The sequence below is a fragment of the Kitasatospora sp. NPDC094028 genome (genome assembly GCF_049543595.1).
In the GTDB taxonomy this organism is placed as follows: Bacteria; Actinomycetota; Actinomycetes; order Streptomycetales; family Streptomycetaceae; genus Kitasatospora.
Genome location: NZ_JBMVFA010000025.1, coordinates 43,008 through 68,056, shown reverse-complemented (window position 1 = coordinate 68,056; position 25,049 = coordinate 43,008). Strand labels below are relative to the sequence as shown.

25 protein-coding genes and 1 pseudogene are annotated in these 25,049 nt (G+C 73.9%); 15 read left to right on the top strand and 11 right to left on the bottom strand.

All coding sequences use genetic code 11. The annotated features are described in order from the left end of the window. Positions 1–2: 2 nt before the first annotated feature. The 5 genes and pseudogenes from ACPC54_RS29525 to ACPC54_RS29505 all read right to left on the bottom strand — a co-directional run. Complete coding sequence (locus ACPC54_RS29525) at positions 3–1,970, bottom strand: hypothetical protein (RefSeq protein WP_498969124.1); 1,968 nt, start codon at positions 1,968–1,970, stop codon at positions 3–5. Next, a complete protein-coding gene (locus ACPC54_RS29520; RefSeq protein WP_498969123.1) occupies positions 1,967–3,130 on the bottom strand; it encodes a 5'-methylthioadenosine/S-adenosylhomocysteine nucleosidase family protein in 1,164 nt (387 codons plus the stop codon). The genes ACPC54_RS29525 and ACPC54_RS29520 overlap by 4 nt, the downstream gene beginning before the upstream one ends. Next, complete coding sequence (locus tag ACPC54_RS29515; protein WP_498969122.1) at positions 3,131–3,874, bottom strand: NUDIX hydrolase; 744 nt, start codon at positions 3,872–3,874, stop codon at positions 3,131–3,133. 233 nt (positions 3,875–4,107) lie between these two features. Further along, positions 4,108–5,451: an aldehyde dehydrogenase family protein gene (locus ACPC54_RS29510; RefSeq protein ID WP_498969200.1), complete on the bottom strand. Its 1,344-nt coding sequence runs from the start codon at positions 5,449–5,451 to the stop codon at positions 4,108–4,110. Next, positions 5,437–6,129 (bottom strand): annotated as a pseudogene (locus ACPC54_RS29505) (type 1 glutamine amidotransferase domain-containing protein); the annotation flags it as partial. The gene ACPC54_RS29510 and the pseudogene ACPC54_RS29505, both read right to left, overlap by 15 nt. Positions 6,130–6,242: 113 nt before the next feature. Between ACPC54_RS29505 and ACPC54_RS29500 the strand changes: the two are divergent. Continuing rightward, a complete protein-coding gene (locus ACPC54_RS29500) occupies positions 6,243–6,680 on the top strand; it encodes a MarR family winged helix-turn-helix transcriptional regulator (protein WP_498969120.1) in 438 nt (145 codons plus the stop codon). A 514-nt stretch (positions 6,681–7,194) separates the two neighbouring features. After that, entirely contained in the window at positions 7,195–8,313 is a 1,119-nt protein-coding gene (locus ACPC54_RS29495; protein WP_498969118.1) for an SGNH/GDSL hydrolase family protein, read from the top strand. On the opposite strand, the gene ACPC54_RS29490 is transcribed toward ACPC54_RS29495, so the two are convergent. Then, a complete protein-coding gene (locus ACPC54_RS29490) occupies positions 8,288–9,142 on the bottom strand; it encodes a pirin family protein (protein ID WP_498969198.1) in 855 nt (284 codons plus the stop codon). The two genes, ACPC54_RS29495 and ACPC54_RS29490, sit on opposite strands and share 26 nt — an antisense overlap. A gap of 172 nt (positions 9,143–9,314) precedes the next feature. On the opposite strand from ACPC54_RS29490, the gene ACPC54_RS29485 reads away from it, so the two are divergent. Together ACPC54_RS29485 and ACPC54_RS29480 are read left to right on the top strand one after the other, a co-directional pair. Beyond that, positions 9,315–9,803 carry a carboxymuconolactone decarboxylase family protein gene (locus ACPC54_RS29485; protein WP_498969117.1) on the top strand — a complete coding sequence of 163 codons (489 nt, stop codon included), beginning with the start codon at positions 9,315–9,317 and terminating at the stop codon, positions 9,801–9,803. Positions 9,804–9,973: 170 nt separating this feature from the next. After that, the gene (locus tag ACPC54_RS29480) at positions 9,974–11,305 is read left to right on the top strand and encodes a serine hydrolase domain-containing protein (RefSeq protein WP_498969115.1); all 1,332 of its coding nucleotides are present in this window, start codon (positions 9,974–9,976) and stop codon (positions 11,303–11,305) included. Positions 11,306–11,377: 72 nt separating this feature from the next. Here the strand turns inward: ACPC54_RS29480 and ACPC54_RS29475 are convergent, their stop codons facing one another. Further along, positions 11,378–12,157, bottom strand: a complete 780-nt coding sequence (locus ACPC54_RS29475; protein WP_498969113.1) for an alpha/beta fold hydrolase — start codon at positions 12,155–12,157, stop codon at positions 11,378–11,380. A gap of 21 nt (positions 12,158–12,178) precedes the next feature. Here ACPC54_RS29475 and ACPC54_RS29470 point away from each other — a divergent pair, with 21 nt between their 5' ends. The 3 genes from ACPC54_RS29470 to thrS all read left to right on the top strand — a co-directional run bounded on the left by ACPC54_RS29470 (position 12,179) and on the right by thrS (position 14,600). Then, a complete protein-coding gene (locus tag ACPC54_RS29470) occupies positions 12,179–12,325 on the top strand; it encodes a hypothetical protein (protein WP_498969111.1) in 147 nt (48 codons plus the stop codon). Between the two features lie 31 nt (positions 12,326–12,356). Beyond that, the gene (locus ACPC54_RS29465) at positions 12,357–13,097 is read left to right on the top strand and encodes a leucine-rich repeat domain-containing protein (RefSeq protein ID WP_498969110.1); all 741 of its coding nucleotides are present in this window, start codon (positions 12,357–12,359) and stop codon (positions 13,095–13,097) included. A 213-nt stretch (positions 13,098–13,310) separates the two neighbouring features. After that, on the top strand, positions 13,311–14,600 hold the full coding sequence (thrS, locus tag ACPC54_RS29460; RefSeq protein ID WP_498969107.1) for a threonine--tRNA ligase: 1,290 nt from the start codon (positions 13,311–13,313) through the stop codon (positions 14,598–14,600). Here the strand turns inward: thrS and ACPC54_RS29455 are convergent. After that, positions 14,594–15,007, bottom strand: a complete 414-nt coding sequence (locus tag ACPC54_RS29455) for a VOC family protein (protein WP_498969106.1) — start codon at positions 15,005–15,007, stop codon at positions 14,594–14,596. The genes thrS and ACPC54_RS29455 overlap by 7 nt on opposite strands. Positions 15,008–15,118: 111 nt before the next feature. Between ACPC54_RS29455 and ACPC54_RS29450 the strand changes: the two genes are divergently transcribed. Beyond that, on the top strand, positions 15,119–15,601 hold the full coding sequence (locus tag ACPC54_RS29450) for a MarR family winged helix-turn-helix transcriptional regulator (protein WP_498969105.1): 483 nt from the start codon (positions 15,119–15,121) through the stop codon (positions 15,599–15,601). A 67-nt stretch (positions 15,602–15,668) separates the two neighbouring features. Here the strand turns inward: ACPC54_RS29450 and ACPC54_RS29445 are convergent, their stop codons facing one another. Continuing rightward, the gene (locus tag ACPC54_RS29445; RefSeq protein ID WP_498969104.1) at positions 15,669–16,334 is read right to left on the bottom strand and encodes a C40 family peptidase; all 666 of its coding nucleotides are present in this window, start codon (positions 16,332–16,334) and stop codon (positions 15,669–15,671) included. A gap of 397 nt (positions 16,335–16,731) precedes the next feature. Between ACPC54_RS29445 and ACPC54_RS29440 the strand changes: the two genes are divergently transcribed. The 6 genes from ACPC54_RS29440 (at position 16,732) to ACPC54_RS29415 (ending at position 21,844) form a co-directional block, all read left to right on the top strand. Then, positions 16,732–17,433 (top strand): ScbR family autoregulator-binding transcription factor, encoded by a 702-nt coding sequence (locus tag ACPC54_RS29440; RefSeq protein ID WP_498969102.1) that lies wholly within the window; start codon positions 16,732–16,734, stop codon positions 17,431–17,433. A 98-nt stretch (positions 17,434–17,531) separates the two neighbouring features. Continuing rightward, positions 17,532–17,726: a BTAD domain-containing putative transcriptional regulator gene (locus ACPC54_RS29435; protein ID WP_498969101.1), complete on the top strand. Its 195-nt coding sequence runs from the start codon at positions 17,532–17,534 to the stop codon at positions 17,724–17,726. Positions 17,727–17,756: 30 nt separating this feature from the next. Next, on the top strand, positions 17,757–17,924 hold the full coding sequence (locus tag ACPC54_RS29430; protein ID WP_498969099.1) for a hypothetical protein: 168 nt from the start codon (positions 17,757–17,759) through the stop codon (positions 17,922–17,924). A 60-nt stretch (positions 17,925–17,984) separates the two neighbouring features. After that, entirely contained in the window at positions 17,985–18,647 is a 663-nt protein-coding gene (locus ACPC54_RS29425) for a ScbR family autoregulator-binding transcription factor (protein ID WP_498969097.1), read from the top strand. A 71-nt stretch (positions 18,648–18,718) separates the two neighbouring features. Continuing rightward, positions 18,719–20,806, top strand: a complete 2,088-nt coding sequence (ligA, locus tag ACPC54_RS29420) for an NAD-dependent DNA ligase LigA (RefSeq protein ID WP_498969095.1) — start codon at positions 18,719–18,721, stop codon at positions 20,804–20,806. Positions 20,807–21,040: 234 nt separating this feature from the next. Further along, on the top strand, positions 21,041–21,844 hold the full coding sequence (locus tag ACPC54_RS29415) for a putative protein N(5)-glutamine methyltransferase (protein WP_498969094.1): 804 nt from the start codon (positions 21,041–21,043) through the stop codon (positions 21,842–21,844). Between the two features lie 158 nt (positions 21,845–22,002). Here the strand turns inward: ACPC54_RS29415 and ACPC54_RS29410 are convergent, their stop codons facing one another. Then, positions 22,003–22,764, bottom strand: a complete 762-nt coding sequence (locus ACPC54_RS29410) for an SDR family NAD(P)-dependent oxidoreductase (RefSeq protein WP_498969093.1) — start codon at positions 22,762–22,764, stop codon at positions 22,003–22,005. A 143-nt stretch (positions 22,765–22,907) separates the two neighbouring features. Here ACPC54_RS29410 and ACPC54_RS29405 point away from each other — a divergent pair, with 143 nt between their 5' ends. After that, the gene (locus ACPC54_RS29405; protein ID WP_498969091.1) at positions 22,908–23,486 is read left to right on the top strand and encodes a TetR/AcrR family transcriptional regulator; all 579 of its coding nucleotides are present in this window, start codon (positions 22,908–22,910) and stop codon (positions 23,484–23,486) included. A gap of 218 nt (positions 23,487–23,704) precedes the next feature. On the opposite strand, the gene ACPC54_RS29400 is transcribed toward ACPC54_RS29405, so the two are convergent. After that, a complete protein-coding gene (locus ACPC54_RS29400) occupies positions 23,705–24,994 on the bottom strand; it encodes an MFS transporter (protein WP_498969089.1) in 1,290 nt (429 codons plus the stop codon). Between the last annotated feature and the right edge of the window lie 55 nt (positions 24,995–25,049).

Here is a 25,049-nt window from a genome sequence, read left to right as displayed (position 1 = left end):
GATCAGCCGGCGATCTGGAAGGGCGTCAGGTTGTCCGGGCCGTGCCGTTCGATCCAGCCCTTCCCGTCCGCCGCTATCCCCTCCAGGACGCGGAAGGTGTGGGTGGAGCCGGTCGCACTGAGGTTGATCTCCGAGATTTCCTGGGAGTCCTCGTCCGGCGCCAGCTGGTGGGCGTCGGCGTCCTTGACGCGGATCTTCCGGGCTGGCCCGTTGGTGAGGAAGAGCTCCAGGTCGTAGCCGACGTCGATGTTCTCCGTCACCTGCACGGAGGACAGCGCGTCGAACCGGTAGTTGCTCCGCTGCTCGTTCCTGCGCGTCGCGGTGGAGAAGTCGAACTCGGAGCCGATCTCGCGGATGCCGTCCTGGGTGAACAGGAACAGGCGGAAGACGTAGTGCGAGTACCGCCAGGGGCCGCCCCTGACCCGGCCTCGTTTGCAGCGGGGGGCCGGGGCCAGCAGGATCGTGTGGGTGACCAGGTCGCGCCAGGTGAGCCGGTGGTGCCGGAGCGCTTCGTCGATGAACGAGGTCTTGTCGCAGCTGAGCCAGGTCTCCATCTCCAGCTCGGTGGGCCGCGTGGCGTCCAGGAGCGACTGCCAGCGCTGGTGGGCGATCTGTCGTGCGGCCAGCTGCTCGTGGTACCTCCGGGTCTCCCGGGCCAGCCGGTGCTCCTCGCGCCGGACCTCCAGCCACCGGGAGGCGGCCGCGTGCCCGGACCAGGCCGCACCGAGCAGGGCCAGGAACGCCCACAGCGGCCGGGGCGCGGCGGCACCCGAGACCGCCGTTGCGCACGTGGTCAGAGCCGTGATGCCGAGCACGGCCAGGGCCACCACGGTCAGGGCCTTCGTCCTGACCGGAGCCCGGTCCTGGTGCTGGTCCTCGAACAGGGTGCCCTGGTGGTGGCGGTTCCGGGTGTCCTCGGCGAGGTACCGGATCAGCCAGGTGACCCGGTCCACGCCGACCCTGCTCTCCCGGTAGAGGTCCGCGATCTCGGCGGCGAGGCGGGCGCGGACCTCGGCGGTGTGGGCGAGCCAGGCGTCCGCGGTGAACCCGTAGGGCGTGCGAACGCTGAAGTAGTGGTCGAAGGTGTGGCGGACCTGGTGGGTGAACCCGCCCTCGGGGGAGGCGGAGTCCGGGGTTTCGGCCCCGACGTCCGACCGGGGTTCCCGCCCCCACCACCGCAGGCCGGAGCGGGCCGCGGTCAGACCCGCGCCCAGCGCCACCGGTAACTCGACGAGGGCCCAGGCCGGATCCGCGATCAGGGCCAGGGCCCAGAGGAGCGCGCTGCTGACGACGAACAGGGCCGCCCGGAGCGGCAGGGCCGCCTTGGCGGCGGCCGCGGTGCTCGGGCGGGGCGGAACGGCCCGCGCCCCGATGGGGACGGGCGCGAAGTAGGCCCAGACCCGCCGTTCCCGGTCGTTGCCGAAGCGCTCCGCCCTGGCCCGTTCGCAGGTCTCCGCCCACAGGTCGTCCTTCAGCCCTCCGGTGAGTGCGAAGTCGAGGTGGCGGATGATCGCGTCGTGCTGGCGGCGCGGCAGGTCCTGCAGCTGCTTCAGCACGGGGCCGGTCTCCCCGCCGGCGGTGGTGAGCACCGCCAGCAGGTCGAAGATGACGCGCAGGGCTTCCTTCCACTGGTCCTCGGCGTAGCCCCGGACGAGCCCGGAGGTGTAGTGCAGCCGTCGGACCTCCTCGGTGTCGAGGTCGTGGTAGGTGCGTGCGCTGAGCATGGCGAGCACCCAGTGGAAGCGCACCTCCGCGCCGTCGTACCCGTGGGCGATCGCGTCGGTGATCATTTCGCGGGCGCGGCTGGGGACGCCGTCCTCCAGGAGCTGCACGCCCACCCGGTACTTCTCCTGCGGCGAGGCGTCCGGGTGGACGAAGTAGACGGTGGAGTTGTGGACGGTCCCGGCCTGGATCCCGACCGTGGAGTCGTGGGCGGCCGCGTAGAACTCGGCACCGCTGCCGTGGTTCATGCCTGGTCACCGGCCGCGGCGATCAGGGGGGCCAGTTCGGCCACCAGCGCGGGGCAGTCCGCGACCAGTCCGCGCAGCCTCTTGAGCGTCATGGCCGTGCGCTTCGAGGATTCGGGGGTGGTCCCGCCGGCCGACCGGAGGGCGGAGTCCAGATCGCCCAGGGCCTCCCGGTAGGTGTCCTCGTCTAGGGCGCCCTCGGTGCGGTGGCGCCCCAAGTGCTCGCGGAAAACGTTCAGTTCAGCGATCAGGTCGGTCCGGCCGGCCGCCTTCGGGGCCGCGTTCAGGTGGACGCTGCTGCCCGTGACCGAGCCGGCCATGATGCCGACGGTGCTGTGATGGGCGGTGTTGCTGACGCTGCGGTCGAACCCGTCGGCCGAACGGACCCTGTCGTCCCGGGGCATGGCGGTCTCCTCCTGTTCTCCCACCAGTTCCACCGCCAGCCGGGTGGCGAACGCCGCCGCGTTCGCGGCGGCCCGCGGCTGCCAGTTGCGGTCGTCCGCGCTGTTCTTCGTCCCGTCCGCCCGGTCGCTGATCCCCCGGACGATGGCCACCGGAGCCCCGTTGAGATGGCCGGCCTGGGCCACACCGGCCGCCTCCATCTCGATCGCGAGCGCGTCGTTGTAGTGCTGCCGGATCCACGTCGCCTCGGCCGAGATCCGCGAGTTCTGGACGATCTCGCCGGCGGCGATCGCCCCGAAGCGCACCTGCGGTGCCTCCTCGTGACCGGGCATCGGGTCCGCCCAGTCGTTCACCCGGGCCAGGTGGGAGGCGAGCTGGCTGATGGCGTGCGGTGCTTCCCACACCCGGGGGCGGGCCTTGAGCCCGTCGTCCTCGCTGGTCCCGCCGTGGTAGGCGTACACGTGGGACGCCACCACCACGTCGCCCAGCCTGGTGGTGTCCCACAGGGCACCGGCGACCCCGACGAACAGCACGGCCACCGGCGAGAACTCCTGGATCGCGCGCTCGGCGATCACCGCCGCGGAATGGTTCCCCTTGCTGGTCATACCGAGTGCGACACGGCACGAGGTGCCCCGCACGGTACCCACCTCGAAGCGCGTACCACGCTCGTGGCGGTGCAGCTGCGGACCGGCCAGCCGCTGGAGCACGGCCTCGTACTCAAGATTGAGGGCGGTGAGAATCACCACCGGGCCATTCGACATCTATTCCTCTTCCCCTCTCGTGTGCTCCTCCGGCACGGCTGGTGCGGGCCGGATCAGCGGTGGGAACAGCACCGTCACCGGACCGGCCCGGTACAGCCGTGCGGGCCGTCCTCCCGTGGTCCGGCGATCGGTGCCCGCGGGGACGATGAATCCCTTCGCGGCCTGGACCTTCCGGTAGAAGTTGCGGGTGTCGAGCTCGGTGCCCCAGACGGCCTCGTACACCTGCTGCAGCTCCGCGATGGTGAACTCCTCCCCGCAGAACGCCGTGGCCAGCGCCGAGAATTCGAGCTTGGTGCGCGCGAGTTCGATCCCGTCCGTGGCGATCCGACGATGGTCGAAGGCGAGTTCCACGTCGCCGGACAGGACGGCTTCCGCCGGAACCCACGCGGCATCGGTGGCATCCGTCCCCGCGACCGGGTCGGGCAGCCCCGGCGCGATCGCCAGGTGGGCCACGGAGACGACCCGGCCCCGCGGATCGCGGCCCGTGCCCCCGTACACGGCCAGCTGTTCGAGGTGCACCCAGCCGGCGGCCAGGGCCGTCTCCTCGCTCAGCTCGCGATGGGCGGCATCCAGGATCTCCTCACCGTCGTGGTTCAGGAATCCGCCGGGCAGCGCGAGCATCCCCCGGAAGGGATCTCCGCCCCGCTCCACCAGGAGGACGTGCAGGCGGCTCTCCCGCAGGGTCAGGATCACGAGATCGACCGTCAGCAGGACAGCAGGTGGTGACCACGCGTCATCTGGCATGTCCAGCACGGTACTTCAGTTACTGTCACTTGCACAAGAAGGGGGGTGGGGGAGCGCTCGGCGACGGCGGGATCACCGCCGGTTCCGCCCGACCGGCCGGTCCGGCCCGGAGCCGACGCCCGGGCGGCCTTGCGCCGGGGCGTGGGAGCCGGTCGGCAGCGACGCCGGGGCGCCGCTGCCCGCCCCGGCGGTCGGCCGGGACGGGCAGCGGGGCACGGGCAGCGGGGAACGTGCTAGCCGAGCGGCTTGTCGAGGACGGCCTTGGCGTGGCTGAACGTGTCGATGGAGTACTCGCCGTGGTAGCGGCCCATGCCGCTCTCGCCGACGCCGCCGAACGGCAGCTCGGGGACCGCCAGGTGCGACACGGGCAGGCCGAAGACGAGCGCACCCGAGGAGGTCTCCTCGGCGAGCCGCTGCTTGGTGCGGTCGGACTCGGTGAAGGCGTACAGCGCGAGCGGCTTGTTGCGCTCGTTGATGAAGGCGATCGCCGCGTCGAGGTCGGGCACGGTGATGATCGGCAGGATCGGTCCGAAGATCTCCTCCCGCATCACGGGAGCCGCGGGCGAGACGTCGGCGAGCACCGTGGGCGCGAGGTAGCGGGTGGTGCGGTCGTGGCCACCGCCGGTGACGACGCGGCCCTCGGTGAGCAGAGCGGTGAGGCGGTCGAAGTGGCGCTCGTTGACGATCCGCCCGTACTCGGGGTCACCGGCCGGGTCGTCGCCGTAGGCCGCGTGGACGGCGGCGGCCAGTTCGGCCTCGAGTGCGGCAGCGGTGTCGCCGACGGCCAGGACGTAGTCGGGGGCGACGCAGGTCTGGCCGGCGTTGAGGAACTTGCCGCGGGCGATCCGCTGCGCGGTCACGGCCAGGTCGACGCCGGGCTCGACCACGACGGGGCTCTTGCCGCCGAGTTCGAGGGTGACCGGGGTGAGGTGTGCGGCGGCGGCCGCCATGACGATGCGGCCGACCGCGCCGTTGCCGGTGTAGAAGATGTGGTCGAAGCGCTGCTCCAGCAGCGCGGTGGTCTCCGGCACGGCACCCTCGACGACGGCGACGGCCTGCGGGTCGAGGTAGCGGGGGAGCAGGCGGGCGATGGCCGCCGAGGTGGCCGGGGCCAGCTCGCTGGGCTTGACCACGGCGGTGTTGCCGGCCGCCAGAGCGCCCACCAGCGGGGCGAGTGCCAGCTGCAGCGGGTAGTTCCACGGCGCGATGATCAGCACCACGCCGAGCGGGTCGCGGACCACCCGGGCCTCGGCCGGGAGGAAGGCGTCGGGGACGGTGGCCGGCTTCGGGCGCAGCCACTCCTCCAGGTGCTTCACCGTGTGATCGAGCTCGTTGAGGGTGAAGGCCACCTCGGTGCGGTACGCCTCGGCGGCGCCCTTGCCCAGGTCGGCGTTCAGGGCGGCCAGGAGCGTCTCCGTCTGCTCGGTGAGCAGCGAGCGCAGCGCCCGCAGCTGGTCGAGGCGCCAGGCGAGCGGCTTGGTGCGCCCGGACCGGAACGTGCTGCGCAGCCGCGTCACGACGGCGGCGGCGTCGGTGTCGGTGTCGGCGTCGGCGTCGGTGGCGAGGGCCTCGACCAGGCGGTGGGCCAGCGCCGCGGAGGAGGCCGGGTTCTGCCCGGTGTACAGGTTGCGGTCGACGACGGTGTGCGGGGTGAACGGGGCGGCCTCGGCGAAGTCGGCGCCCAGCTCGACCAGACGGTCCTGGACCAGCCACTCGGCGCGGTCGGCCAGACCGGCCATGGTCTCCTCCGCGTTGGTGAACGCGGTCATCCGGTAGCCGGCGAACGGCCAGCTGCCGTCCTCGCGGCGCGCGGCGAGCAGGGCGGCCGGTGCGTGGCAGACCACGCCGAGCGGCTGGCCCGAGTCGAGGGTGCGGGTGAGGATCCGGCCGGACGTCTCGTCGACCGCGAGGTCCTCCATGGGGCCGTGGCCGCCGGGGTAGAAGACCAGGTCGTAGGCGTCGGGGTCGATGTCCTCCAGCCGGGCGGGGCTGGTGAGCGAGGACCGGATGGAGTCGAGGTACGCGGCGACGGCGTCGGCCCGTTCCTGGCTGCCGTTGGCCGCGGCGGTGAGACTGCCGCGGTCGACGGTGGCCGCGACGCCGCCGGGTGTGGCGATGGTGATCTCGTAGCCGGCCTCGCGGAAGACGCGGTGCGGCTCGGCGAGTTCCTCGGCCCAGTAGCCGGTCGGGTGGGCGGTGCCGTCTGCGAGGGTCCAGTGGGTGGCGCCGGTGACGACGAAGAGGGCGGCGGTCATGGTGGTGCTCCCGGATGAGTTGAGGTCCTAGATGGTTGAAGGCCTCAAGTAATGCTTTCGACGGTAGGCCTCAACGGTTGAGGTTGTCAACCAATCCTGCCTACACTCGAACCATGACCGGCATCACCCCGCCCACCCCGCCCACATCCGTCGAGCTGATGGACCAGCTGGCCCAGGCCGCGGCCGGGTACTACCGCAGCTTCGCCACCGTGGCGGCGGCGCGCGGCCTCACGCTGATGCAGGGCAAGATGCTGAGCCTGCTCCGGCGCCCGATGCCCATGCGGACCCTCGCCGACCTCCTCGCCTGCGACGCGTCCAACGTCACCGGCATCGTCGATCGGCTGGAGGCGCACGGCCTGGTCCGCCGCGAGGTCGACCCCGCGGACCGGCGGATCAAGAACGTGACCCTGACCGGGGAGGGTGAGCGGACCGTCCAGGAGATCCGCGCCGAGCTGCTGGCCACCCTCAGCGGGCTGGACGACCTGGGCGAGCAGGACCGGCGCACCCTCCAGCACCTGCTGAGCCGGCTCTTCCCCGCCGGCGCCGCCTGAGCGCGGCGGCCGGCCCCTTCGACGGGCCGACGTCGCCCGCCGGGCGCCGGCCCTCGCGAGGGAGGCGTACGAGGCAGCACGGCGAGACGCAAGTCACTTGCTGTACCGCGCTGTTGAAGGGCGTCGAGCTGGTGGAGACAGCCTCCGGGCGGCAGGATACGGACCAGTAGCTGTTCGGTCGGGGGGCTCGCTCGGCTGACGTGGTGGAGCTCGTGGGTGCCGAACCCCCTGCCGCTGACTCTCCACAGGCAAAGGATTCCCATGCGACGTCAGGTCAGTTCGCGGCTCGCCCTCCTGGCCGTGGCCGGAGTGCTCGCCGTGGGTGCGCCCGCCCTGTCGCCGGCCGCGGCCGCGATGCCGGTCGGCTCCCCGGGCGGTGTGTGCACCCAGCGGCACGACAGCGGCGCGGACCAGCGCCGCAGGCACACCCGGCCGACCCGGGTCGGTGCCTTCGGCGACGGCCTGATGGCCGGCGGCCAGACCCACGGCGACCTTCCACGACCAGATCATCCGCATGATCGCCCATACCTCGGTGGCCGGCTCCCGGCCGCGGGTGCGGCTGAGCAACCTCTACGGCAGCTCGCCGCTGACCGTCGGAGCCGTCGACCTGGCGCGGCAGGGCGGCGTTGCGGGCACGGCCGTGCCCGGCAGCCACCGCACGGTGACCTTCCACGGGGCCACCGGCGTCACCATCCCCGCAGGGCGGGAGGTCCTCAGCGATCCGGTCCCGACTGGCGTGTGCGCCGACCAGGACCTGCTCGTCAGCGTCTACCTGCCCAACATCCCTGCCGGTGCCGAGACTTGGCACCAACGGGCGCGCGAGACCACGTGGATCTCCACGGCGGGCGACCACGCCGCCGACGACGGCACCGGCAATTACCCGGCCACCAGCCAGCAGTGGTTCGTCCTGGCCGGTCTCGACGTCGTCTCGCGGACGGCCACCGGCACCCTGGTCGCCGTCGGCGATTCCCTCACGGACGGGGTCGGCTCCACCCCGGGCGCCAACCGCCGCTGGCCCGACGACCTCGCGCGCCGCATGGCCGCGACCGGCGGCGGAACCACCCGCGGCGTGGTGAACGCCGGGACGGGTTCCAACCGGATCCTCACGGATGCCGGTGCCGACGGCTACAACAAGTCCCTGATCAGCCGCTTCCGCCACGACGTCCTCGGCCGGCCGCACGTCAAGGAGGTCATCCTGCTCGAAGGCATCAACGACATCGGCGACAACGTCGGCTCCAGCGGCACCGGACCGCTGACGGCGGAGGACCTGGAGAGCGGCATGCTGAACGTCGTCCACCAGGCGCACGCGGCAGGAGTGCGGATCACCGGTGGAACGATCCCGCCCTACCAGGGCGCCAAGTACTACACGGCCTACGGCGAGCAGATCCGTACGGCCGTGAACCGGTGGATCCGGACGAGCGGCGCGTTCGACGGCGTCGTCGACTTCGACTCGGTGACGCGCGACCCCGGCAACCCGTCGGCGCTCGACCCCGCGTACGACTCCGGCGACCACCTGCACCCGAACGACGCCGGCTACCAGGCGATGGCCGACGCGGTCGACCTCACCGCGTTGGGTGCCGTAGCCGGGGGCGGGGCCGACGTGCGGGTCAGCGCACGCGGCCGCGGGGCTTGAGGGGGACGCCGGGGAGCTCCGGGGCGGGGAGGCGGTCGCCCGGGTAGCCGTGGACCTCGCCGAAGCGGGGGGAGGCGGCTTGCCAGGCGGCACGGGCTTCGGCGATGTCGGCGTGGGTGCCGCCGACGAAGTTCCACCACATGACCAGCTGTTCGTCGAAGGGGGTGCCGCCGAGGAGGACGGCGCGGGCTTCGGTGGGGGTGGGGTTGGTGAGGGTGAGGGTGGTGGGGCCGGGGGAGAGGTGGCCGAGGTCTCCGGGGCGGAGGGGGGTGTCGGCGAGGAGGACCGGGCCGCGGTCGACGAGGAGGCCGTGTTCGAAGGCCGGGTCGACGGTGAGGGTGACGGTGGCGTGCGGGCGGAGGGTGAGCTCGGCGCCGAGGAGGGGGGTGAAGGTGGGGACGGGGGAGGTGTCGCCGGCGAGGGTGCCGAGGAAGACGCGGGCCTCGCCGCCGTCGAGCGGGACGGGCCGGGGCGCGTGGTGGTGGAAGTCGCGGGCGGTGCGGCGGTGTTCCTCGGGGAGGGCGACCCAGAGCTGGACGCCGTGCAGGACGGTGGTGGCGGGGGTGGAGACCTCGGAGTGGCAGATGCCGTGGCCGGCGCTCATGAGGTTGAGTTCGCCCGGGCGGACGAGGGCGTGGACGCCGAGGCTGTCGCGGTGCTCGATCTCGCCGCTGAACAGCCAGCTCACGGTCTGCAGGCCGGTGTGCGGGTGCGGGGCGACGTCCATGCCGCCGCTGCGGGCCACGTCGTCGGGGCCGTAGTGGTCGACGAAGCACCAGGCGCCGATCAGGCGGCGGGAGCGGTGCGGCAGGGTGCGGCGGACGGTCATGGCGCGCGGGCCGCCGAGCGGGACGTCCCGGGGGGAGAGGATGTCGACGGTGCTCACGGGGTTCACGGTGGGCCGTACCTTTCGCCTGCCTGGTGGTTTCAGTTTCAACTATTATGCATGGTGAAATGATCGCCGAGAAGAGCAGTGGTCGAGCAGGGCGGAAGGAGCTCAGGTGAGTGACGTGACGGTGGTCCCGGCGGAGCGGCGGGTGTTCATCGACAAGCAGACCCCGCAGGCCTACCGGGCGCAGGCGGCCGCCGCCGAGGCGGCGCGGACGGCCGCGGCCGAGGCCGGGCTGGACCGGGGGCTGGTGGAGCTGGTCAACCTGCGGGTGTCGCAGATCAACGGCTGTGCCTACTGCCTCGACGTGCACACCAGGGCCGCGCTGCGGGCCGGCGAGACCACCCAGCGGCTCGGGGTGCTGCCGGCCTGGCGGGACACCCAGGTGTTCACCGAGCGGGAGCGGGCGGTGCTCGGGCTCGCGGAGGCGACCACGACGCCGGCCGACGCCGCACTGCAGGAGGCCGCGTACGCGGCCGCCCGGGCGGTGCTGACGGACCAGGAGATCTCGGCGGCGGTCTGGGTCGCGATCGCCATCAACGCCTTCAACCGGGTGTCCATCATGAGCAAGCACCCGGTGCGCCGGTCGGCCGCCAACTGACCGTCAGGGGGGGTTTGGGGCACCCGTCTCCTCCGCGCGGCGTAGGCGATCCTCCGTACTCGGACGGAGAACTGCCTCCTACGGGAAGCGGATGACCGGCCGGAGGGGGAACGGAGAGGCTGGGCGGAGGCGGCGGGCGCGGCCCGCCACGGGTGAGTGGGGGGTGTGCGATGGCACGTCGTCGGGTGTCCGTACTGGTGGCGGCGATCTGCGTGGCGATGGCCGCGCCGGTCGCCTCCGCGTCGGCGACGCCGGTCGCGGGTGGTCCGGGCGCGGCGGCCCCCGGCGTCGTGGTGGGCCTCGTACCGGGCGATGTCCGGGGTGACGAGCAGGGGAACGCGCAAGGGAACGCGCAAGGGAACGAGCAGGGTGACGAGCAGGGGAACGGTCGGGGCGGCGACCGCGCCGATGTCGGGGCCCGGTTGCGCGCCGCACTGCAGCGGGTGACCGCGGCCGGCGCGGCCGCCTCGTTCGGCGCCGTCGCGGACCAGCACGGCACGGTGCGGGCCGGCTCGGGCGTCGCGGACCTCGCCACCGGCGCGCCGGTGCGGACGGACGGCCGGTTCCGGGCCGGCAGCATCACCAAGATGTTCACCGCGACGACCGTGCTGCAGCTGGTCGGCGAGCACCGGATCGGCCTGGACGACCCGGTCGAGCGGTACCTGCCGGGGCTGGTCCCGAACGGCGGGAACATCACGATCCGTCAGCTGATGAACCACAGCTCGGGCCTGTGGGACCCGACCAACGAGCCGGACGGGGGCGTCTTCCCGAACTTCAGGACCGCGGCGGAGGCCCGCGCGTGGTACGAGCAGGGTGGGCCCTCGCACAGCGTCCCGCCGGCGCAGGTGGTGGCCGCCTCGGTCGCGCACGCGCCGTACTTCCCGCCCGGCACCTCGTGGCACTACTCGAACGTCAACTACGCGCTGCTCGGCATGGTCGTCGAGAAGGTCACCGGGCACGGCTACGCGCGCGAGATCGAGGCGCGGATCCTGCGCCCGCTGGGAATGACCCGCACCTACCTCCCCGGCGCGGCGACCGACATCCGCGGCCCGCACGCGCACGGCTACGTGACGCTGGTCGAGGGCCCCGGTCCGGACCAGCGGACCGACTTCGACCTGACGGTGCAGAGCGTCACCTGGGCCAACGCCGCGGGCGAGCTGATCTCCACCACCGACGACCTGATCCGCTTCGAACGGGCCCTGCTGGGCGGCCGGCTGCTGTCGCCCGAGCTGATGAAGGAGATGTCCACCACGATCCCGGTCACCGCGGACGGCTCGCCGAGCCGGATGACGTACGGGCTGGGGCTGGCCCGGGTGCAGCTGTCCTGCGGGCCGATCTACGGGCACGACGGCTCGATGCCCGGGTACCAGTCGCAGCTGTGGTCCTCGGGCACCCGGGAGCTCGCGGTGTCGACGACCCCGCACGGCGACGGGCCGCAGCAGATCGCGCAGTACCGGGCGCAGGCGCAGCTGCTGGAGGACGTGTTCTGCGGCGGACGGTGAGCGCCCCGGGCTGACGGCCCCCGGCCCGGCCGGCTCCCACGAGCCGACCGGGCCCGGTGGGCGGGGCGGCGGTCAGTCCTCCGGGCCGTCCTCGCCGAGGAACTCCTCGATGGCGCTGATGAGTTGGAGCGGCGTCTCCTCCATCGGGTAGTGCCCGGTGGAGGGGAGGTGGACCTCGGTGGCGCGCGGGTAGTGGCGCAGCCAGGTCTGCTGGATCAGCTCCGGGGTGAGCGCCTGGTCCAGCTCGCAGGTGAACACCCGGACGGGCAGGGTGCGGCCCGCGATCTCCTGGTGGAAGTCCTCCAGTGCCCAGGAGTCCAGCCAGGCGCGGAAGGCCTTGGCGTCGCTGCGCTCCACCGACTGCTCGGTCATCCGCCGCACCCAGGCGCGCGGGTGGACGCCGCTGGTGGTGAAGTCGATGATGGCGCTGCGGCTCTCCGGAAGGTCGCCCGCGGAGGCGAACAGCTCCCACTGCTCGGGCGGGAACGGGATGCCGGAGGCCGGGACGGGCGCGATGCCGATCAGCCGGCGGACGCGCTCGGGCGCGGCGGCGAGCGCGCGCTGGATGATGCAGCCGCCCATCGAGTGCCCGATCAGCGAGAAGCGGTCCCAGCCCAGCGCGTCGGCCGTCGCCACCAGGTCGGCGCCGGCCTCGGCGGTGGTGTGGCGGCCGGGCAGGTCGCGGGCCTCGCCGTAGCCGCGCAGGTCGACGAAGGCGTAGCTGAAGGCGTCCAGGTCGAGGTCGGGCAGCAGCCGGTCGTAGGCGGCGCGGTCGGCGAACCAACCGTGCACCACGAGCACGTGGTGCGGGCCGTGGCCGATCAGGGTGTGCGGGAGCGCGACGGGGGTCAAGAGCGGTTCTCCTCGGGTGGGTTGTCGGGCACGGCAGTGGTCCTGCCCCCGGCGGGCGGGACGCCAAACGTCGGCCGGCCGAACGCCACCCCCGCCGCCGACCGTGCCGCCGACCGGGTGGACGACCGGGTGGACGACCGGCGCCGGGCCGGGCCGGCCCGCCCGTAGACTGGGCGGCCGACACCCGAAAGGCGGAGGAATGAACGGCGACGGCGACACCGTGCTCAACCTCTGGCGGCAGCCGCTGGAGAAGGTGCCCGCAGAGGTGTGGGACCGCACCGAGCTGACCGTGCTCATCCTCGCCGACACCGGCATCACCGAACTCCCGCCCGGCATCGGCCGGTTGCGGCGACTGCGCACCCTCGACCTGGGGCACAACCGGCTCGCCGCCCTGCCCGCCGAACTCGGCGACCTGACCGGGCTCGGCGACTTCCTCTATCTGCACGACAACGCGCTGACCGCCCTGCCGGCGGAGCTCGGGCGGCTCACCGCGCTGCGCTACCTCAACGTCGGGGACAACCCGCTCGCCGAACTCCCGGACGCCATCGGCGAGATGACCGCCCTGGTCGAGCTGCGCGCCCAGCGCGCCCGGCTCGCCGCCCTGCCCGAATCGATCGGACGGCTCCGCGCGCTGCGCGAACTCTGGCTGCGCGGCAACCAGTTGACCGAGCTGCCGGAGACGGTGGCCGGGCTCGGCGAACTGCGCGAGCTGGAACTGCGGGAGAACGCCCTCACCGAGCTCCCGGCCGCGCTCGCCCGACTGCCGCTGCTGCGCCGCGTCGACCTGCGGGCCAACCGGATCACCGAACTGCCGGGCTGGCTGGCCGAACCGGGCGCGCTGCCCGCGCTGGAGAAGCTGGACCTGCGCTGGAACGACGTCCGCCCGCCCGCCCGGCTGCTCGACGCGCTCGCGGCGCGCGGGTGTTCCGTTCTGTACTGAACCACCGGCCGTCCGAAGAAAAGGACCACCGCGCGGCCGGTCGGCCTGCTACCGTGGACGGCATGAAGCGCGCTGCACTCGCCACGACGACGCCGGAGAGAGTCCCGGTGCGCTGACTGCTGACCAAGTCCGAAGCCCCGGGGCGAGTGCCCCGGGGCTTCGGCGTTCCCGGCTCCACTCGCCCGGCGGCCCATCCGAGTGGAGACCACCCTCATGAACCACCACGACGAGCTGAACCGGAACGAGCAGGCGCACCCGCACGACCACCGCAGGCTCGGCCGGGAACTCGACCTCTTCGACACCGACCCGCTGATGGGCGCCGGCCTGCCGTACTGGCTGCCCGGCGGCGCCGCCGTCCGGCACGCGCTGGAGGAGTTCATCCGTGACCGCGAGCGCCGGGCCGGCTACCGCCACGTCTACTCACCGGTGCTCGGCAAACGCGAACTGTACGAGATCTCCGGCCACTGGGAGCACTACCAGGACGACATGTTCCCGCCCATGCGGCTCGGCGCGGAGGAGATGGTGCTGCGGCCCAGCCTCTGCCCGCACCATGCGCTGATCTTCCGCTCCCGCTCCCACAGCTACCGTGAACTGCCGCTGCGAATGGCCGAGTTGGGCGGCATGTACCGCTCCGAGCTGTCCGGCGTCCTGGGCGGCCTGACCAGGGTCAGGGCGATCCAGCTGAACGACGCGCACGTGTTCTGCACCCCCGAACAGGCCGCCGACGAGGCCGTCGCCGCGCTGGAGCTGATCCGCGCGGCGCACCGCGCGCTCGGCATCGAGCCGGTCCGCTACCGGCTCTCGCTGCCCGGCGCGGGCGGCAAGTACGTGGCCGACCCGGTGCTCTGGGAGCGGGCGGTGGCGCTGCTGACCGAGGTGCTGGAGCGCTCCGGGGTGCCGTTCGAGGCGGCGGAGGGCGAGGCGGCGTTCTACGGGCCGAAGATCGACGTGCAGATCGCCGACGCCGCCGGGCGGGAGTCCACCCTGTCGACCGTGCAGATCGACTTCCACCAGCCGGAGCGCTTTAACCTGCACTACATCGGCGCGGACGGCGCCAAGCACCGGCCGGTGATGGTGCACCGCAGCGTGATCGGCAGCGTCGAGCGGGTGGTCGCCCACCTGATCGAGCGTTTCGGCGGGGCGTTCCCGGCCTGGCTCGCGCCCGTCCAGGTGGTGCTGGTGCCGGTCTCCGAGGCCCAACTCGCGCAGGCCGAGCGGCAGCGGCAGCGCTGCCTGGACCTCGGGCTGCGGGCCGAGATCGCGGGGCCGGAGCAGGGCAGCCTCGGCGCCCGGATCCGGGCGGCCCGGCTGGTGCCGTACCAGGCGGTGATCGGGGCGAAGGAGGCGGCGGACGAGCAGGTGGCGCTGCGGCTGCGGGACGGGCGCAGGCTGGAGCCGATGGCCGCGGAGGCGGCCTGGGCGCGGATCGGCGAGCGGGTGGCGGCCTGCGCGCCGGAGCTGTGGGCGGACGGTCCGGTGGCGGCTCCGGCCGGGGGTCAGTAGGACTGCAGCTCGATCAGGTGGCCCTCCGGGTCCCGCAGATGGGCGCTGCGCAGGTTCGGCCCCCACTGCGGGCGGTCGGTGGCCCCGACCACGAGGCTGCCGCCGTGGCGCAGGCAGAGGTCGAGTGCCGCGTCCACGTCGTCGACCCGGAGGACCAGCATCGCGGCGTCCTGGGCGGCGGCGGCGGTCGGCCGGGCGGGCAGGTCGGCGGTGCCGAGGTCGGCGGCCATCGCGGCCCGGTCGTAGAGCACCAGGACGGCCTGCTCGTCGACGTCCCAGTTGGCGTACGGGCCCTCGGGCGTGCCCTTGACCAGGGTGGCGCCGGTGAGGGCGGGCAGGACGGCGCGGTAGAAGCCGAAGCACTCGGCGAATCGGGTGACGAGCAGGCGGGGGTAGAGCGCGTCCACGAGTGAACTCCTGGGCTCGGAGGATGCGTTGAGGGAGGCATGGGCCGCTGCGGCCCGGTGCCAAAGTAGTGGGTCGGAACCCACTATAGGGAGAGACCCTAGACTGGCGCCATGGTTTCCGATCTTCCGCCGGTGCCGCCCGGCCACGCCCTGCCGCCGACCCTGCTCGACCTCAGCACCTACCTGCTCTCCCGGATCGGCAAGTCCTCGCGCGGCCGCCTCGCCGAGTTGCTGGCCGAACGCGACCTGCGGCTCTGGGACATGGCGGTGCTCGCCGCCCTCTCCGACTTCGGCCCGCAGGCCCAGCGCGACCTGGTCCGGCGCCTGGGCATCGACCCGAGTGACCTGGCGAAGGTCGCCGACCAGCTTGCCGCCGCGGGCTACGTCGAACGGGCCAGGGACGCGGCGGACCGGCGGCGGGTCTCGGTGACGATCACCGGGGCCGGGCGGGTGCTGCTCGCGGAACTCGACGAGCAGGCGCGGGTGGTGCAGGACGAGGTGCTGGCGCCGCTGGACGCGGACGAGCGGGAGGTGCTGCACGGGCTGCTGCTGCGGCTGCACCTGGGGCAGGCGGAACGGCGCGGCGCGGTGTAGTGCGGAGCCGGCGGTGAGCGGGGCGTGGGGTCGGCGCCCCGGGTGGCGCGCGCGGCGGCCGGGGGTGTCAGGGCGCGCCGACGCCCGGGCGGCGGGCGCCCGCGAACTCCCCGGCCCAGCGCGGCACTTCCAGCACCCGGTCGACCCGGGCGACGAGCGTGCCGGTGCGTTCGGCGTGGATCATCGCGCCGTCGCCGACGAAGATCCCGACATGGTGCAGCGGGGCGTCCGGGCGGGAGAAGAACAGCAGGTCGCCCGGGGCGAGGGCGGCGCGCTCGACCGGGGCGCTGAGGTGGTACTGGGCGACGGTGTAGTGGCCGAGTTCGACGGTGCCGTGGCTGGCCCGGTACCAGCAGTGGAGGGCGAGGCCGCTGCAGTCGAAGCCGACCGTGGTCTCGCCCAGGCACTTCCCGTCCAGGTAGCCGTTCTCGTCGTCGCAGAAGCCGAGGCTCGCGCCCAGGCGGTCGCCGCCGCCCCACGCGTACGGGACGCCGAGCTGGGCGGCGGCCACGGCGGCCACCCGGTGGCCCAGGGCGGCGGCGTCGGTGGTCGGGGGGATCGCGGGCCCGGGGCCGGTGCCGGACGACTCGGCGCGGGCGGGTGCGGCAACGGCGGGTGCGGCAACAGCGGGTGCGGCGAGGGCCGGTGCGAGCCCGGCGCCGAGGGCCAGGCCGAAGAGGCGGCGGCGGCCGACCTTGAGGGAGCGGTCGGAGTGGGGCGGTTGGGACTCCATCGGGTGACTCCCCGGCTCGGTCGGTGCGACGGGTGCGGTCGCGGCTCGGACGGCCACCAGGATCCCGGTCCGGCGGGGCCCTCGCCATCACCCGCACCGGTGATTCGCGGGCAGAGGCGTCGCGGCGGCCCTCGGGGACGAAGAAAACCGATCGACCGGTTTTGGTGAGCGGTGAACGTCCCGGGCGGGTCGGGTCGTTCACCGGATGGATTAATTCCACCCGGACACAAATTCCGGGCGATCGAATATCGAACGCGTGGGTGGGGGACGAGAAGCGCGCGGGGGCGAATTCCCGGCATCTTCTCATCCTGACTTCTTGCCGCCCCGAGGAGGCCCGTCGCTAGGATGCGGGGTGTTCGGTTCGGTTCGGGGACGGGCGCAGGGCGGGGTGGTTGCGGTGGTGCGGCAGGAACGGGCCCTTCGGACGCGAAGGCTGATCCTGGAGGCGGCGGCGTCGGTCTTCGACGAGTTCGGGTACGAGAGCGCCACCATCGGCGAGGTGGTCGCCCGGGCCGGGGTCACGCGCGGCGCGGTGTATTTCCATTTCGCCTCCAAGCGGGACCTCGCGCGCGGCGTGGTCGACGAGCAGTTCTCCCAGGACGGCGTACCCGAGCGCTGCTGCAAGCTCCAGGAGTTCGTGGACACCGGAATGGTGGTCGCGCATCTGATGCCGCGTGATCCGCTGCTGAGTGCGGGTGCCCGGCTCTCGCTCGGCCAGGACGCCTTCGACGATCTCGGCAGCGGCGCCATTCCCGGCTGGATCCGCCGGATGGAGGCGCTGCTGGTCGCGGCCGGCGAGCGCGGCGAACTGCTGCCGCACGTCGTCCCGGCGGACACCGCGTGGCTGATGATCGCGGCGTGGACGGGCGTGCAGATCCAGTCCCAGAAGCTGTCCGGGCGGGCCGACTTGGAGCAGCGGGTGGCCGCGCTCTACCGGCACCTGCTGCCCAGCATCGCGGTGCCCGGCGTGCTGGCCTCGCTGCGGACGGGGCCGGACCGCGGGGCCGAGGTGGTGGCCGAGGTGGCGGCGGCCCGGGCGGCTGCGGGGGAGTCCGGGGCGGAGCCCGCGGTGGTGGCGGGCGGGGTCGGCGCGCACTGAGCAGGGCCCCGGTCGGGTCGTCAACTCGGCGGCGGTGCAGGGTCGGTGGGGCCCGGTGCCGCCGCATCCGTACCCGGAGCGGCCGGTCCGCCCGCGGCGTGACAAAAACATGCAAGTCGTTCGGTTTTCCTGGACGGGCCGCGCGTCCCGTTGTCGACTGGAGGTCGCCCCCGGCGCTGCTGTCTGAACTCACCGTGCTCGTCGACCGTTATCCCTGTCATGGGAGTCTGCACGGGCAGTACCTGCTCGCCCTGCACCGCTCCGGCCGGCGAAGCGAGGCCCTGGCGGCGTAGCGGCGCCTCCGTGCCACCCTGGTACGGGAGTTGGGCGTCGAACCGGCGGCCGGACTGCGCCGCCTGCAGGGCGCCGTCCTGCTCGCCGGGCCGGAGCGGGCGGGGGAGCCGCAGCCGGAGCCGCGACCGGAGCCGCGACCGGAGTCGCGGCCGGACGCGCTGGCGGCCCGAGCCGACTCCCTGGCCACGACCGGCTGAGGCGGCCGCCGAGACTCGCCCCGGTCAGGTCCAGGACGTGCGCGTCATCGGGAGGGATCGATGGACCAGATGCGGCAGGAGAGGGCGCAGCGGACCCGAGGGCGGCTGCTGGAAGCGGGAGCGGAACTGTTCGACCGCTCCGGCTACGCGGGCGCCACCCTCGGGGAGATCGCCGCGGCCGCCGGCGTGACGAAGGGGGCGCTCTACTTCCACTTCGCCTCCAAGGAGGACCTGGCCGGCGCCGTCCTCGCCCAGGCCGAGCACTCCCTGCGCGCCGCCTGCGGCTCCCGGCGCACCACCGCCTCGCCGCTCCAGGCCCTGATCGACGTCGGCCACTGGCTCGCCGACGCCCTCGGCTCGGACCCGCTGATCCGGGCCGCGTTCCGACTCGGCCGGGAGGGCGACTGGCAGCGGACCGGCGGCCGCGCTGCCGGGCCCGCCGGTCCGCACGGTTTCCAGGGCGTCTGGGCGGGCGTCGCCGGCGACCTGCTGGCCGCCGCCCGCCGCGCGGGCGAACTGCGCGGCCGCCCGGGCACCCCCGCCCCGGACGCCCTGGTGGTGACCGTCGCCTGCGGGCTGGAGGTGGTGCTCGCCGACGGCTGCCCGCCCGAGGAACGGGCGCGCCGGGTCGGCGCCCTCTGGGACTGGCTCCTGCCCTGCCTCGTCCCCCCGGGTGCCGCCGGCGGCTACCGGACCGGCCCGCCGACCCTCGGGCGGGCCTGAAGCCCCGCGGTGCGGTACCGCCCCGACCGTCGGAGCGGTCGAATGTCAGTCCCCCTCGCCATGATGGCGGTATGAAGGACGCAGCCAACCCGGCCATTTCCGCAGCCCTGGCCTCCCCGGAGGCCTACGCCGACGCCGTCGCCACCGCCGTACGGGCGGCCGCGGCCTACTACGGCGACGGCTCCACGCCGCTCGGCGACGACGAGTACGACGCCCTGGTGCGCGCCGTCGAGGCGTACGAGCGCGAGCACCCCGACGAGGTGCTGCCCGAGTCGCCGACCGGCAAGGTGGCCGGCGGCGCGGCGGTCGGCGACGTCCCGCACAGCGTGCCGATGCTCTCCCTCGACAACGTCTTCTCGGCCGAGGAACTGGAGACCTGGGCCGCCGGCCTGGAGCGCCGCCTCGGCCGGCCCGTCGCCGCCTGGTGCGTCGAGCCGAAGCTCGACGGCCTGGCCGTCGCCGCCCGCTACCGGGCCGGCCGGCTCACCCAGGTGCTCACCCGGGGCGACGGCCTGGCGGGCGAGGACATCACCGCCGCCGCCGACGCCGTGCTCGGCCTGCCCGAGCGGCTCGCCGAGCCCGTCGACGTCGAACTGCGCGGCGAGGTGCTGCTCACCCACGAGCAGTTCGAGCAGGCCAACGCCGTCCGCACCGCGCACGGCGCCACCCCCTTCGCCCACCCACGCAGCGGCGCCGCCGGCACCCTGCGCGCCAAGGACCGTGCCTACCGGGTCGAGCTGACCTTCTTCGGCTACGACGCCCACGGCCTGCCCGGCCTCGACCACGCCGCGCTGCTGGCCCGGATCGCCGAACTCGGCGCCAACACCGCCGCCGCCACCCAGGCCGCGCCCCGGCGCTGCGCCACCCTCGCCGAGGCGCAGCGGCGGATCGACGAGATCTCCGCCCTGCGCGCCGAGCTGCCTTTCGGCATCGACGGCGTGGTGGTCAAGGCCGACGTGGTCGCCGACCAGGAGGCCGCCGGCTCCGGCTCCCGCGCGCCGCGCTGGGCGGTGGCCCGCAAGCTGCAGGCGCAGCACCAGGTGACCACCCTGCTCGGGGTCGAGTGGAACGTCGGCCGCACCGGGATCATCGCGCCCCGCGCGGTGCTCGACCCGGTGGTGATCGACGGCGTCACCGTCACCTACGCCACCCTGCACAACCCCGCCGACATCGAGCGGCGCGGCCTGATGATCGGCGACCGGGTGTTCGTCTACCGGGCCGGCGACGTGATTCCGCGCGTCGAGGCGCCGCTGGTCGAGGAGCGCACCGGGGCCGAGCGGCCGATCGCCTTCCCCGAGGTCTGCCCGCGCTGCGGCGACGCCGTCGACAGCTCCGAGCAGCGCTGGCGCTGCGTGCGCGGCCGCGGCTGCCAGGCCGTCGCGTCGGTGATCTACGCCGCCGGGCGCGACCAGCTCGACATCGAGGGCCTGGGCGGCACCCGGGCCGTCCAACTCGTCGAGGCCGGGCTGGTCGCCGACCTCGCCGACCTGTTCACCCTCACCCGGGAGCAGTTGCTCACCCTGGACCGGATGGGCGAGACCAGCGCCGACAAGCTGCTCGCCGCGATCGAGACCGCCCGCACCCGCCCGTTGGGCCGGGTGTTCTGCGCGCTCGGCATCCGGGGCACCGGCCGCACCATGTCCCGCCGGATCGCCGCCCACTTCGGCAGCATGGCCGCGATCCGCGCCGCCGACGCCGAGGCGCTGGCCGCCGTGGACGGCATCGGCACCGAGAAGGCGGCCCTGGTGCTCTCCGAACTCGCCGAGGTGGCCGCGCTGTTGGACCGGCTCGCCGCGCAGGGCGTGGGCACCGCGGTGACCGAGCCGGCCGCCGCCGTGCCGAACCCCGAGGGCGCTCCGGCAGGAGCTTCGGACGGTGTTCCGGGCGGTGTTCCGGGCGGTGCGGCCGGCCCGCTGGCCGGGCAGAGCGTCGTGGTCACCGGCAGCATGACCGGCGCCCTCGCCGACCTCTCCCGCAACGCCGTGAACGAACTGATCGAGCGGGCCGGCGGCAAGGCCTCCTCCTCGGTGTCGAAGAAGACCACCCTGTTGGTCGCCGGGGAGAAGGCCGGCTCCAAGCGGGCCAAGGCCGAGGAGCTCGGCGTGCCGGTCATGGCGCCGGAGGAGTTCGCCGAGCTGGTGGGCGGCTTCCTGGGCTGAGCGGAGGGCAGTGATCATCGGCGCCGCGGATGCGGTAGGGTGTGCGGCGCCGAGTACGACCGCGACCGAGGGAGGTGAGCCCCATCAACGGAACGTCCGAGCGGGTGCTCCCGGAGCGCGGCCGCGTGGGCGCCGTTCGCGCATAGCGCGGACGCGTCGACACGCGACCCCCCTGACGGGAGCCCTGGCGGAGTCCATCTCGCCTCCTCCCGATTTCTCCCCAAGGGGTCCCCTGTGCCGGTCTTCTCCTCCTCCGCCCTCCGATCCTCCGTGGTCTCCCGCCTGCGCGCCGCGGGCTGCGTGTTCGCCGAGGACGAGGCGCGCATCCTGCTCGCCTCCGCCGCCACCCCGGCCGAACTGGCCGCCATGGTCCGCGCCCGCGCCGAGGGGCGGCCGATCGAACACGTCGTCGGCTGGGCCGAGTTCGCCGGGCTGCGGATCGCCGTCGACCCGGGTGTCTTCGTGCCGCGCCGCCGCAGCGAGTTCCTGGCCGCCACCGCGGCCGGGCTCACCGCGCCCGGCGCGGTGGTCGTGGACCTGTGCTGCGGCAGCGGCGCGCTCGGCGCCGCCGTCGCGGCCGGCGCCGGACACCCGGTCGAGCTGTACGCGGCCGACCTGGACGAGGCGGCCGTCCACTGCGCCCGGCGCAACCTCGCGACCGCCGGCGCCCGGGTCTTCGCCGGCGACCTGTTCGCCCCCCTGCCCGCCGCCGAACTGCGCGGGCGCGTCGACGTCCTGATCGCCAACGTCCCGTACGTCCCGACCGGCGACGTCGCCCTGCTGCCGCCCGAGGCCCGGCTGCATGAGGCCCTGCCGGCGCTCGACGGCGGCGCGGACGGCCTCGACGTGCTGCGTCGGGTCGCCGCCGAGGCCCCCGGGTGGCTCGCGCCGGGCGGCTCGCTGCTGTTCGAGACCAGCGAGCGGCAGCTGGCGGCGGCCCTGGCCGTGGTCCGCGCGGCCGGCCTGGTGGCGGACGCCCACGAGGACGACGCCCTGGACGCGACGGTGGTCACCGCGCGGCTGGCGACAGCCGGTTGAGCGCCGGGGCCCGGCCGTCGCCCCCACGGCGCCGGCCGGGCCCGGCCCCGAGGAGCCGGGGGCGATCGCGCGGCGGGTGCGTGCCGGTGGGAACGGCCCGGTTGAGGCCGGGCGCCCAGCGGGCCTGGCCGCCGGGGGGGCTGACTCGGCTTGGCTGCTCAGACCTGCGCCATGCCGCCGTCTGTGAAGAGTTCGACGCCGGTGATGAAACTGGAGGCGTCGCTGGAGAGGAACGCCACGGCCTTGCCGATCTCGCGCGGGTCGGCGATCCGCCCGGTGGGGTTGCCCTCGCCCATCTTCCGGACCGCGGCGGCAACGGCGCCGGTGCCCTGTGCCATGCCCAGGGCGCTGCGCAGGGACTCGGTGTCCACGGCGCCGGGGCTGAGGACGTTCATGCGGATGCCGGTGCCCTTGACGTCCTGGATCCAGGACCGGATGAAGGCGCGCACCGCAGCCTTGGAGCCGCCGTACAGGCCCATGCCGGCCGGGGGCTGGACGGACGCGGTCGACCCGATGATGACGATGGTGCCGCCGGGCGGCAGCAGCGCGATCGCCGGCTGAACGGTGAACAGGACGCCCTTGGCATTGACGTCGAAGGTGCGGTCGAACTGCTCCTCGCTGATCGCGCCGAGCGGGGCGTGCGCGCCGATGCCGGCGTTGGCCACGACCGCGTCGAGGTGTCCGTGGCGTGCGACGACTTCTCGGTACGCCGCCTCCATGTCCGCGAGCTTGGTGACGTCGGCCACGATGCCCGAGGAGTTCGGGCCGATCTTGGCAACCGCCTCGTCCAGCTGGTGCTGCTGAAGGTCGGTGATGACCACGCGGGCGCCCTGGTCCACGAATTCCTGGGCGATCCCCAGGCCCACGCCGGACGCGCCGCCGGTGACCACGGCGACCTTTCCATCGAGCGGGAGGCTCATCGTTGTCTCCTCTGCTGTGCTTGCCCGCACCGTACGGACGGTGGCGGCGTGCGTCCTACACTTATAAGTGGAGGCGCCGCCACTTACGGCACGCTAATCGGAGGTGCCTCCGCTTAGCAACTCTTCGAGGAAAGAGCTCTCCGATGACCACAGAGACCGGCCGGCCGCTGCGGGCCGATGCGCGACGCAACCGGGAGAAGATCCTCTCCACCGCGGTGCGTGTCTTCGCGGAGCGGGGACTGGACGCGCACCTGGAGTACATCGCCAAGGAGGCGGGAGTCGGGACCGGCACGCTCTACCGCAACTTCCCGACCCGGGAACTCCTGATCGAGGCCGCCTACCGCAACGAACTGAGCCGCCTGTGCGACGCGGCTCCCGAACTCCTGGCGGCCATGCCACCACGCGAGGCGCTCCGCGCCTGGATGGGGCGCTTCATCGACTACGCCACCGCGAAACTGGGGATGGCCGAGGCGCTCCGCGCCGTCGTCGACTCCGGCGTCAACCCCTACGCCCACAGTCGGGAGTTGATGATGACCGCCCTCACCTCGCTCCTGGACGCCGCGACCGCTGCCGGAAGCATCCGATCGGACATCGGCCCGGAGGACATGTTCGCCGCCCTCAGCGGCGTCGCCCTCGGCTCGGGAAAGCCCGAACAGCGCGAACAGGCCGGACGCCTCCTCGACCTCACCCTCGACGGACTCAGGTACGGCACGGCGGACTGATGCCGCCTCAGGAAGGGTCGGCAAACGACGGTCCACGGGCACCTCGACAGGACCAGGGCCGTCCCCCGCCGCCCTCTGAGGGCTTCGTTTGCGGCTGGTGACAGAGTTCGTACCGTCCTCTGGAAGGTCCGACCGCTGCTCGACCCCGTACTTCCGGGACGTCGGGGTTCTCGGCCCGGTGGAATGCGCCGGAGGTGGCGTCAGGGGGCCCGGGGCAGTCAGGCCCGGGGCAGTTCGGCTCGGCGGAGGGTGGGGGAGGACAGGGCGAGGGCCAGGCCGAGGCAGCCGAAGGCGCCGCAGGTGACGAAGACCGGGCCGGCGCCCCAGCTGCCGATGGCGGCGCCGACCAGGGGGTAGCCGAGCGGGGCCAGGCCGATCATGGTCAGCATCACGACGGAGGTGACCCGGCCGAGGTAGGCGGGGTCGGTCGCGGTCTGGACCAGGGTGTGGATGAGGCTGCCGGCCGTGCCCGCCGCGAGCCCGGTGAGGGCGGCCAGTGCCACGGCCGCCGACAGGCTGGGCACCAGGCCCAGCCCGGCGGCTCCCGCGCCGCCGAGCAGCAGGGCGCCGCACACGGCCAGGCCGGCCCGGGGCAGCCGGCCGAGGACCGCGAGCAGGACGGCGCCGGCCGTCGCGCCGACGCCGAAACCGCCGACGATCCAGCCGTAGCCGGACGCGCCCCACCCGCGTTCGGCGTTGAGCAGGACCATGCCGACGTTGAGCGTGCCGCCGAGGCCGAGTTCGGTGACCGCCCCGGCGAGGACCAGCGGGCCGATCAGCGGGTGGCGGCGCAGGTAGCGCAGGCCGTCGAGGAGGTCGGCGCGGGCCGGGCCGGCCGGGCGTGCGGCCCCGTCCGCCGGAGGGTCCAGCGGCCGGATGCGCAGGGACAGCAGCAGCGGCAGGGAGAGCGCGAACAGCGCGCCGGAGACGGCGAAGGCGGTGGCCGGGCCGCCGAGGCCCATGGCCAGGCCGCCGAGCGGTGGGCCGGCGATCTGGCCGACGCGCGTGGCCAGCGAGCGCAGGCCGGCGACCCGGGCGAGCTGGTCGGGGCGGGTGATCCGGGGCGGCAGGGCGCCGACGGCGGGGACGAACAGGGCGTCGACGGCGCCGAAGGCCAGCGCCACCGCGACCAGCAGCCAGAGCGCGGGCGTGGTCAGGGCGACGGCGGCGGCCACCGCGAGGATCAGCAGGCAGCGCAGTGCGTCGCTGCCGAGGATCACCCGGCGCGGGTCGAGGCGGTCGGCGAGCACGCCGCCGCCGAGCATCAGCAGCGCCCGGGGGACCCCGCCGGCGGCCATCACCAGGCCGACCTGGGCCGGGGAGGCGGCGCGCTGGGCGGACCAGCCGAGGGTGAGGAAGTACACGCTGTCGCCGACCAGCGAGGCGGTGTAGGCGGTGAGCCAGCGCAGCACGTTGCCGTCGCGGTGGGCGGGTGCGGGTGCGGGTGCGGGTGCGAGTACGGGCGCGGGGGCGGGGCTGAGGGGTGGCGCGGTCTCCAGGGTCGTCATGGCGGGGCTCCGGATCGTCGAGGAGTCGAGGAAGGGCCGTGCGGGCGTGCGGAAG

Excerpts from the sequence above, each read along its gene's own strand:
- ACPC54_RS29480 (WP_498969115.1), top strand. The coding sequence starts at position 9,974 with ATGGCACGTCGTCGGGTGTCCGTACTGGTGGCGGCGATCTGCGTGGCG.
- ACPC54_RS29495 (WP_498969118.1), top strand. The coding sequence starts at position 7,195 with ATGATCGCCCATACCTCGGTGGCCGGCTCCCGGCCGCGGGTGCGGCTG.
- ACPC54_RS29520 (WP_498969123.1), bottom strand. The coding sequence starts at position 3,130 with ATGTCGAATGGCCCGGTGGTGATTCTCACCGCCCTCAATCTTGAGTAC.
- ACPC54_RS29410 (WP_498969093.1), bottom strand. The coding sequence starts at position 22,764 with ATGAGCCTCCCGCTCGATGGAAAGGTCGCCGTGGTCACCGGCGGCGCG.
- ACPC54_RS29515 (WP_498969122.1), bottom strand. The coding sequence starts at position 3,874 with ATGCCAGATGACGCGTGGTCACCACCTGCTGTCCTGCTGACGGTCGAT.
- ACPC54_RS29405 (WP_498969091.1), top strand. The coding sequence starts at position 22,908 with ATGACCACAGAGACCGGCCGGCCGCTGCGGGCCGATGCGCGACGCAAC.
- ACPC54_RS29490 (WP_498969198.1), bottom strand. The coding sequence starts at position 9,142 with ATGACCGTCCGCCGCACCCTGCCGCACCGCTCCCGCCGCCTGATCGGC.
- ACPC54_RS29525 (WP_498969124.1), bottom strand. The coding sequence starts at position 1,970 with ATGAACCACGGCAGCGGTGCCGAGTTCTACGCGGCCGCCCACGACTCC.
- ACPC54_RS29465 (WP_498969110.1), top strand. The coding sequence starts at position 12,357 with ATGAACGGCGACGGCGACACCGTGCTCAACCTCTGGCGGCAGCCGCTG.
- ACPC54_RS29500 (WP_498969120.1), top strand. The coding sequence starts at position 6,243 with ATGACCGGCATCACCCCGCCCACCCCGCCCACATCCGTCGAGCTGATG.
- thrS (WP_498969107.1), top strand. The coding sequence starts at position 13,311 with ATGAACCACCACGACGAGCTGAACCGGAACGAGCAGGCGCACCCGCAC.
- ACPC54_RS29450 (WP_498969105.1), top strand. The coding sequence starts at position 15,119 with ATGGTTTCCGATCTTCCGCCGGTGCCGCCCGGCCACGCCCTGCCGCCG.
- ACPC54_RS29445 (WP_498969104.1), bottom strand. The coding sequence starts at position 16,334 with ATGGAGTCCCAACCGCCCCACTCCGACCGCTCCCTCAAGGTCGGCCGC.
- ACPC54_RS29425 (WP_498969097.1), top strand. The coding sequence starts at position 17,985 with ATGGACCAGATGCGGCAGGAGAGGGCGCAGCGGACCCGAGGGCGGCTG.
- ACPC54_RS29400 (WP_498969089.1), bottom strand. The coding sequence starts at position 24,994 with ATGACGACCCTGGAGACCGCGCCACCCCTCAGCCCCGCCCCCGCGCCC.
- ligA (WP_498969095.1), top strand. The coding sequence starts at position 18,719 with ATGAAGGACGCAGCCAACCCGGCCATTTCCGCAGCCCTGGCCTCCCCG.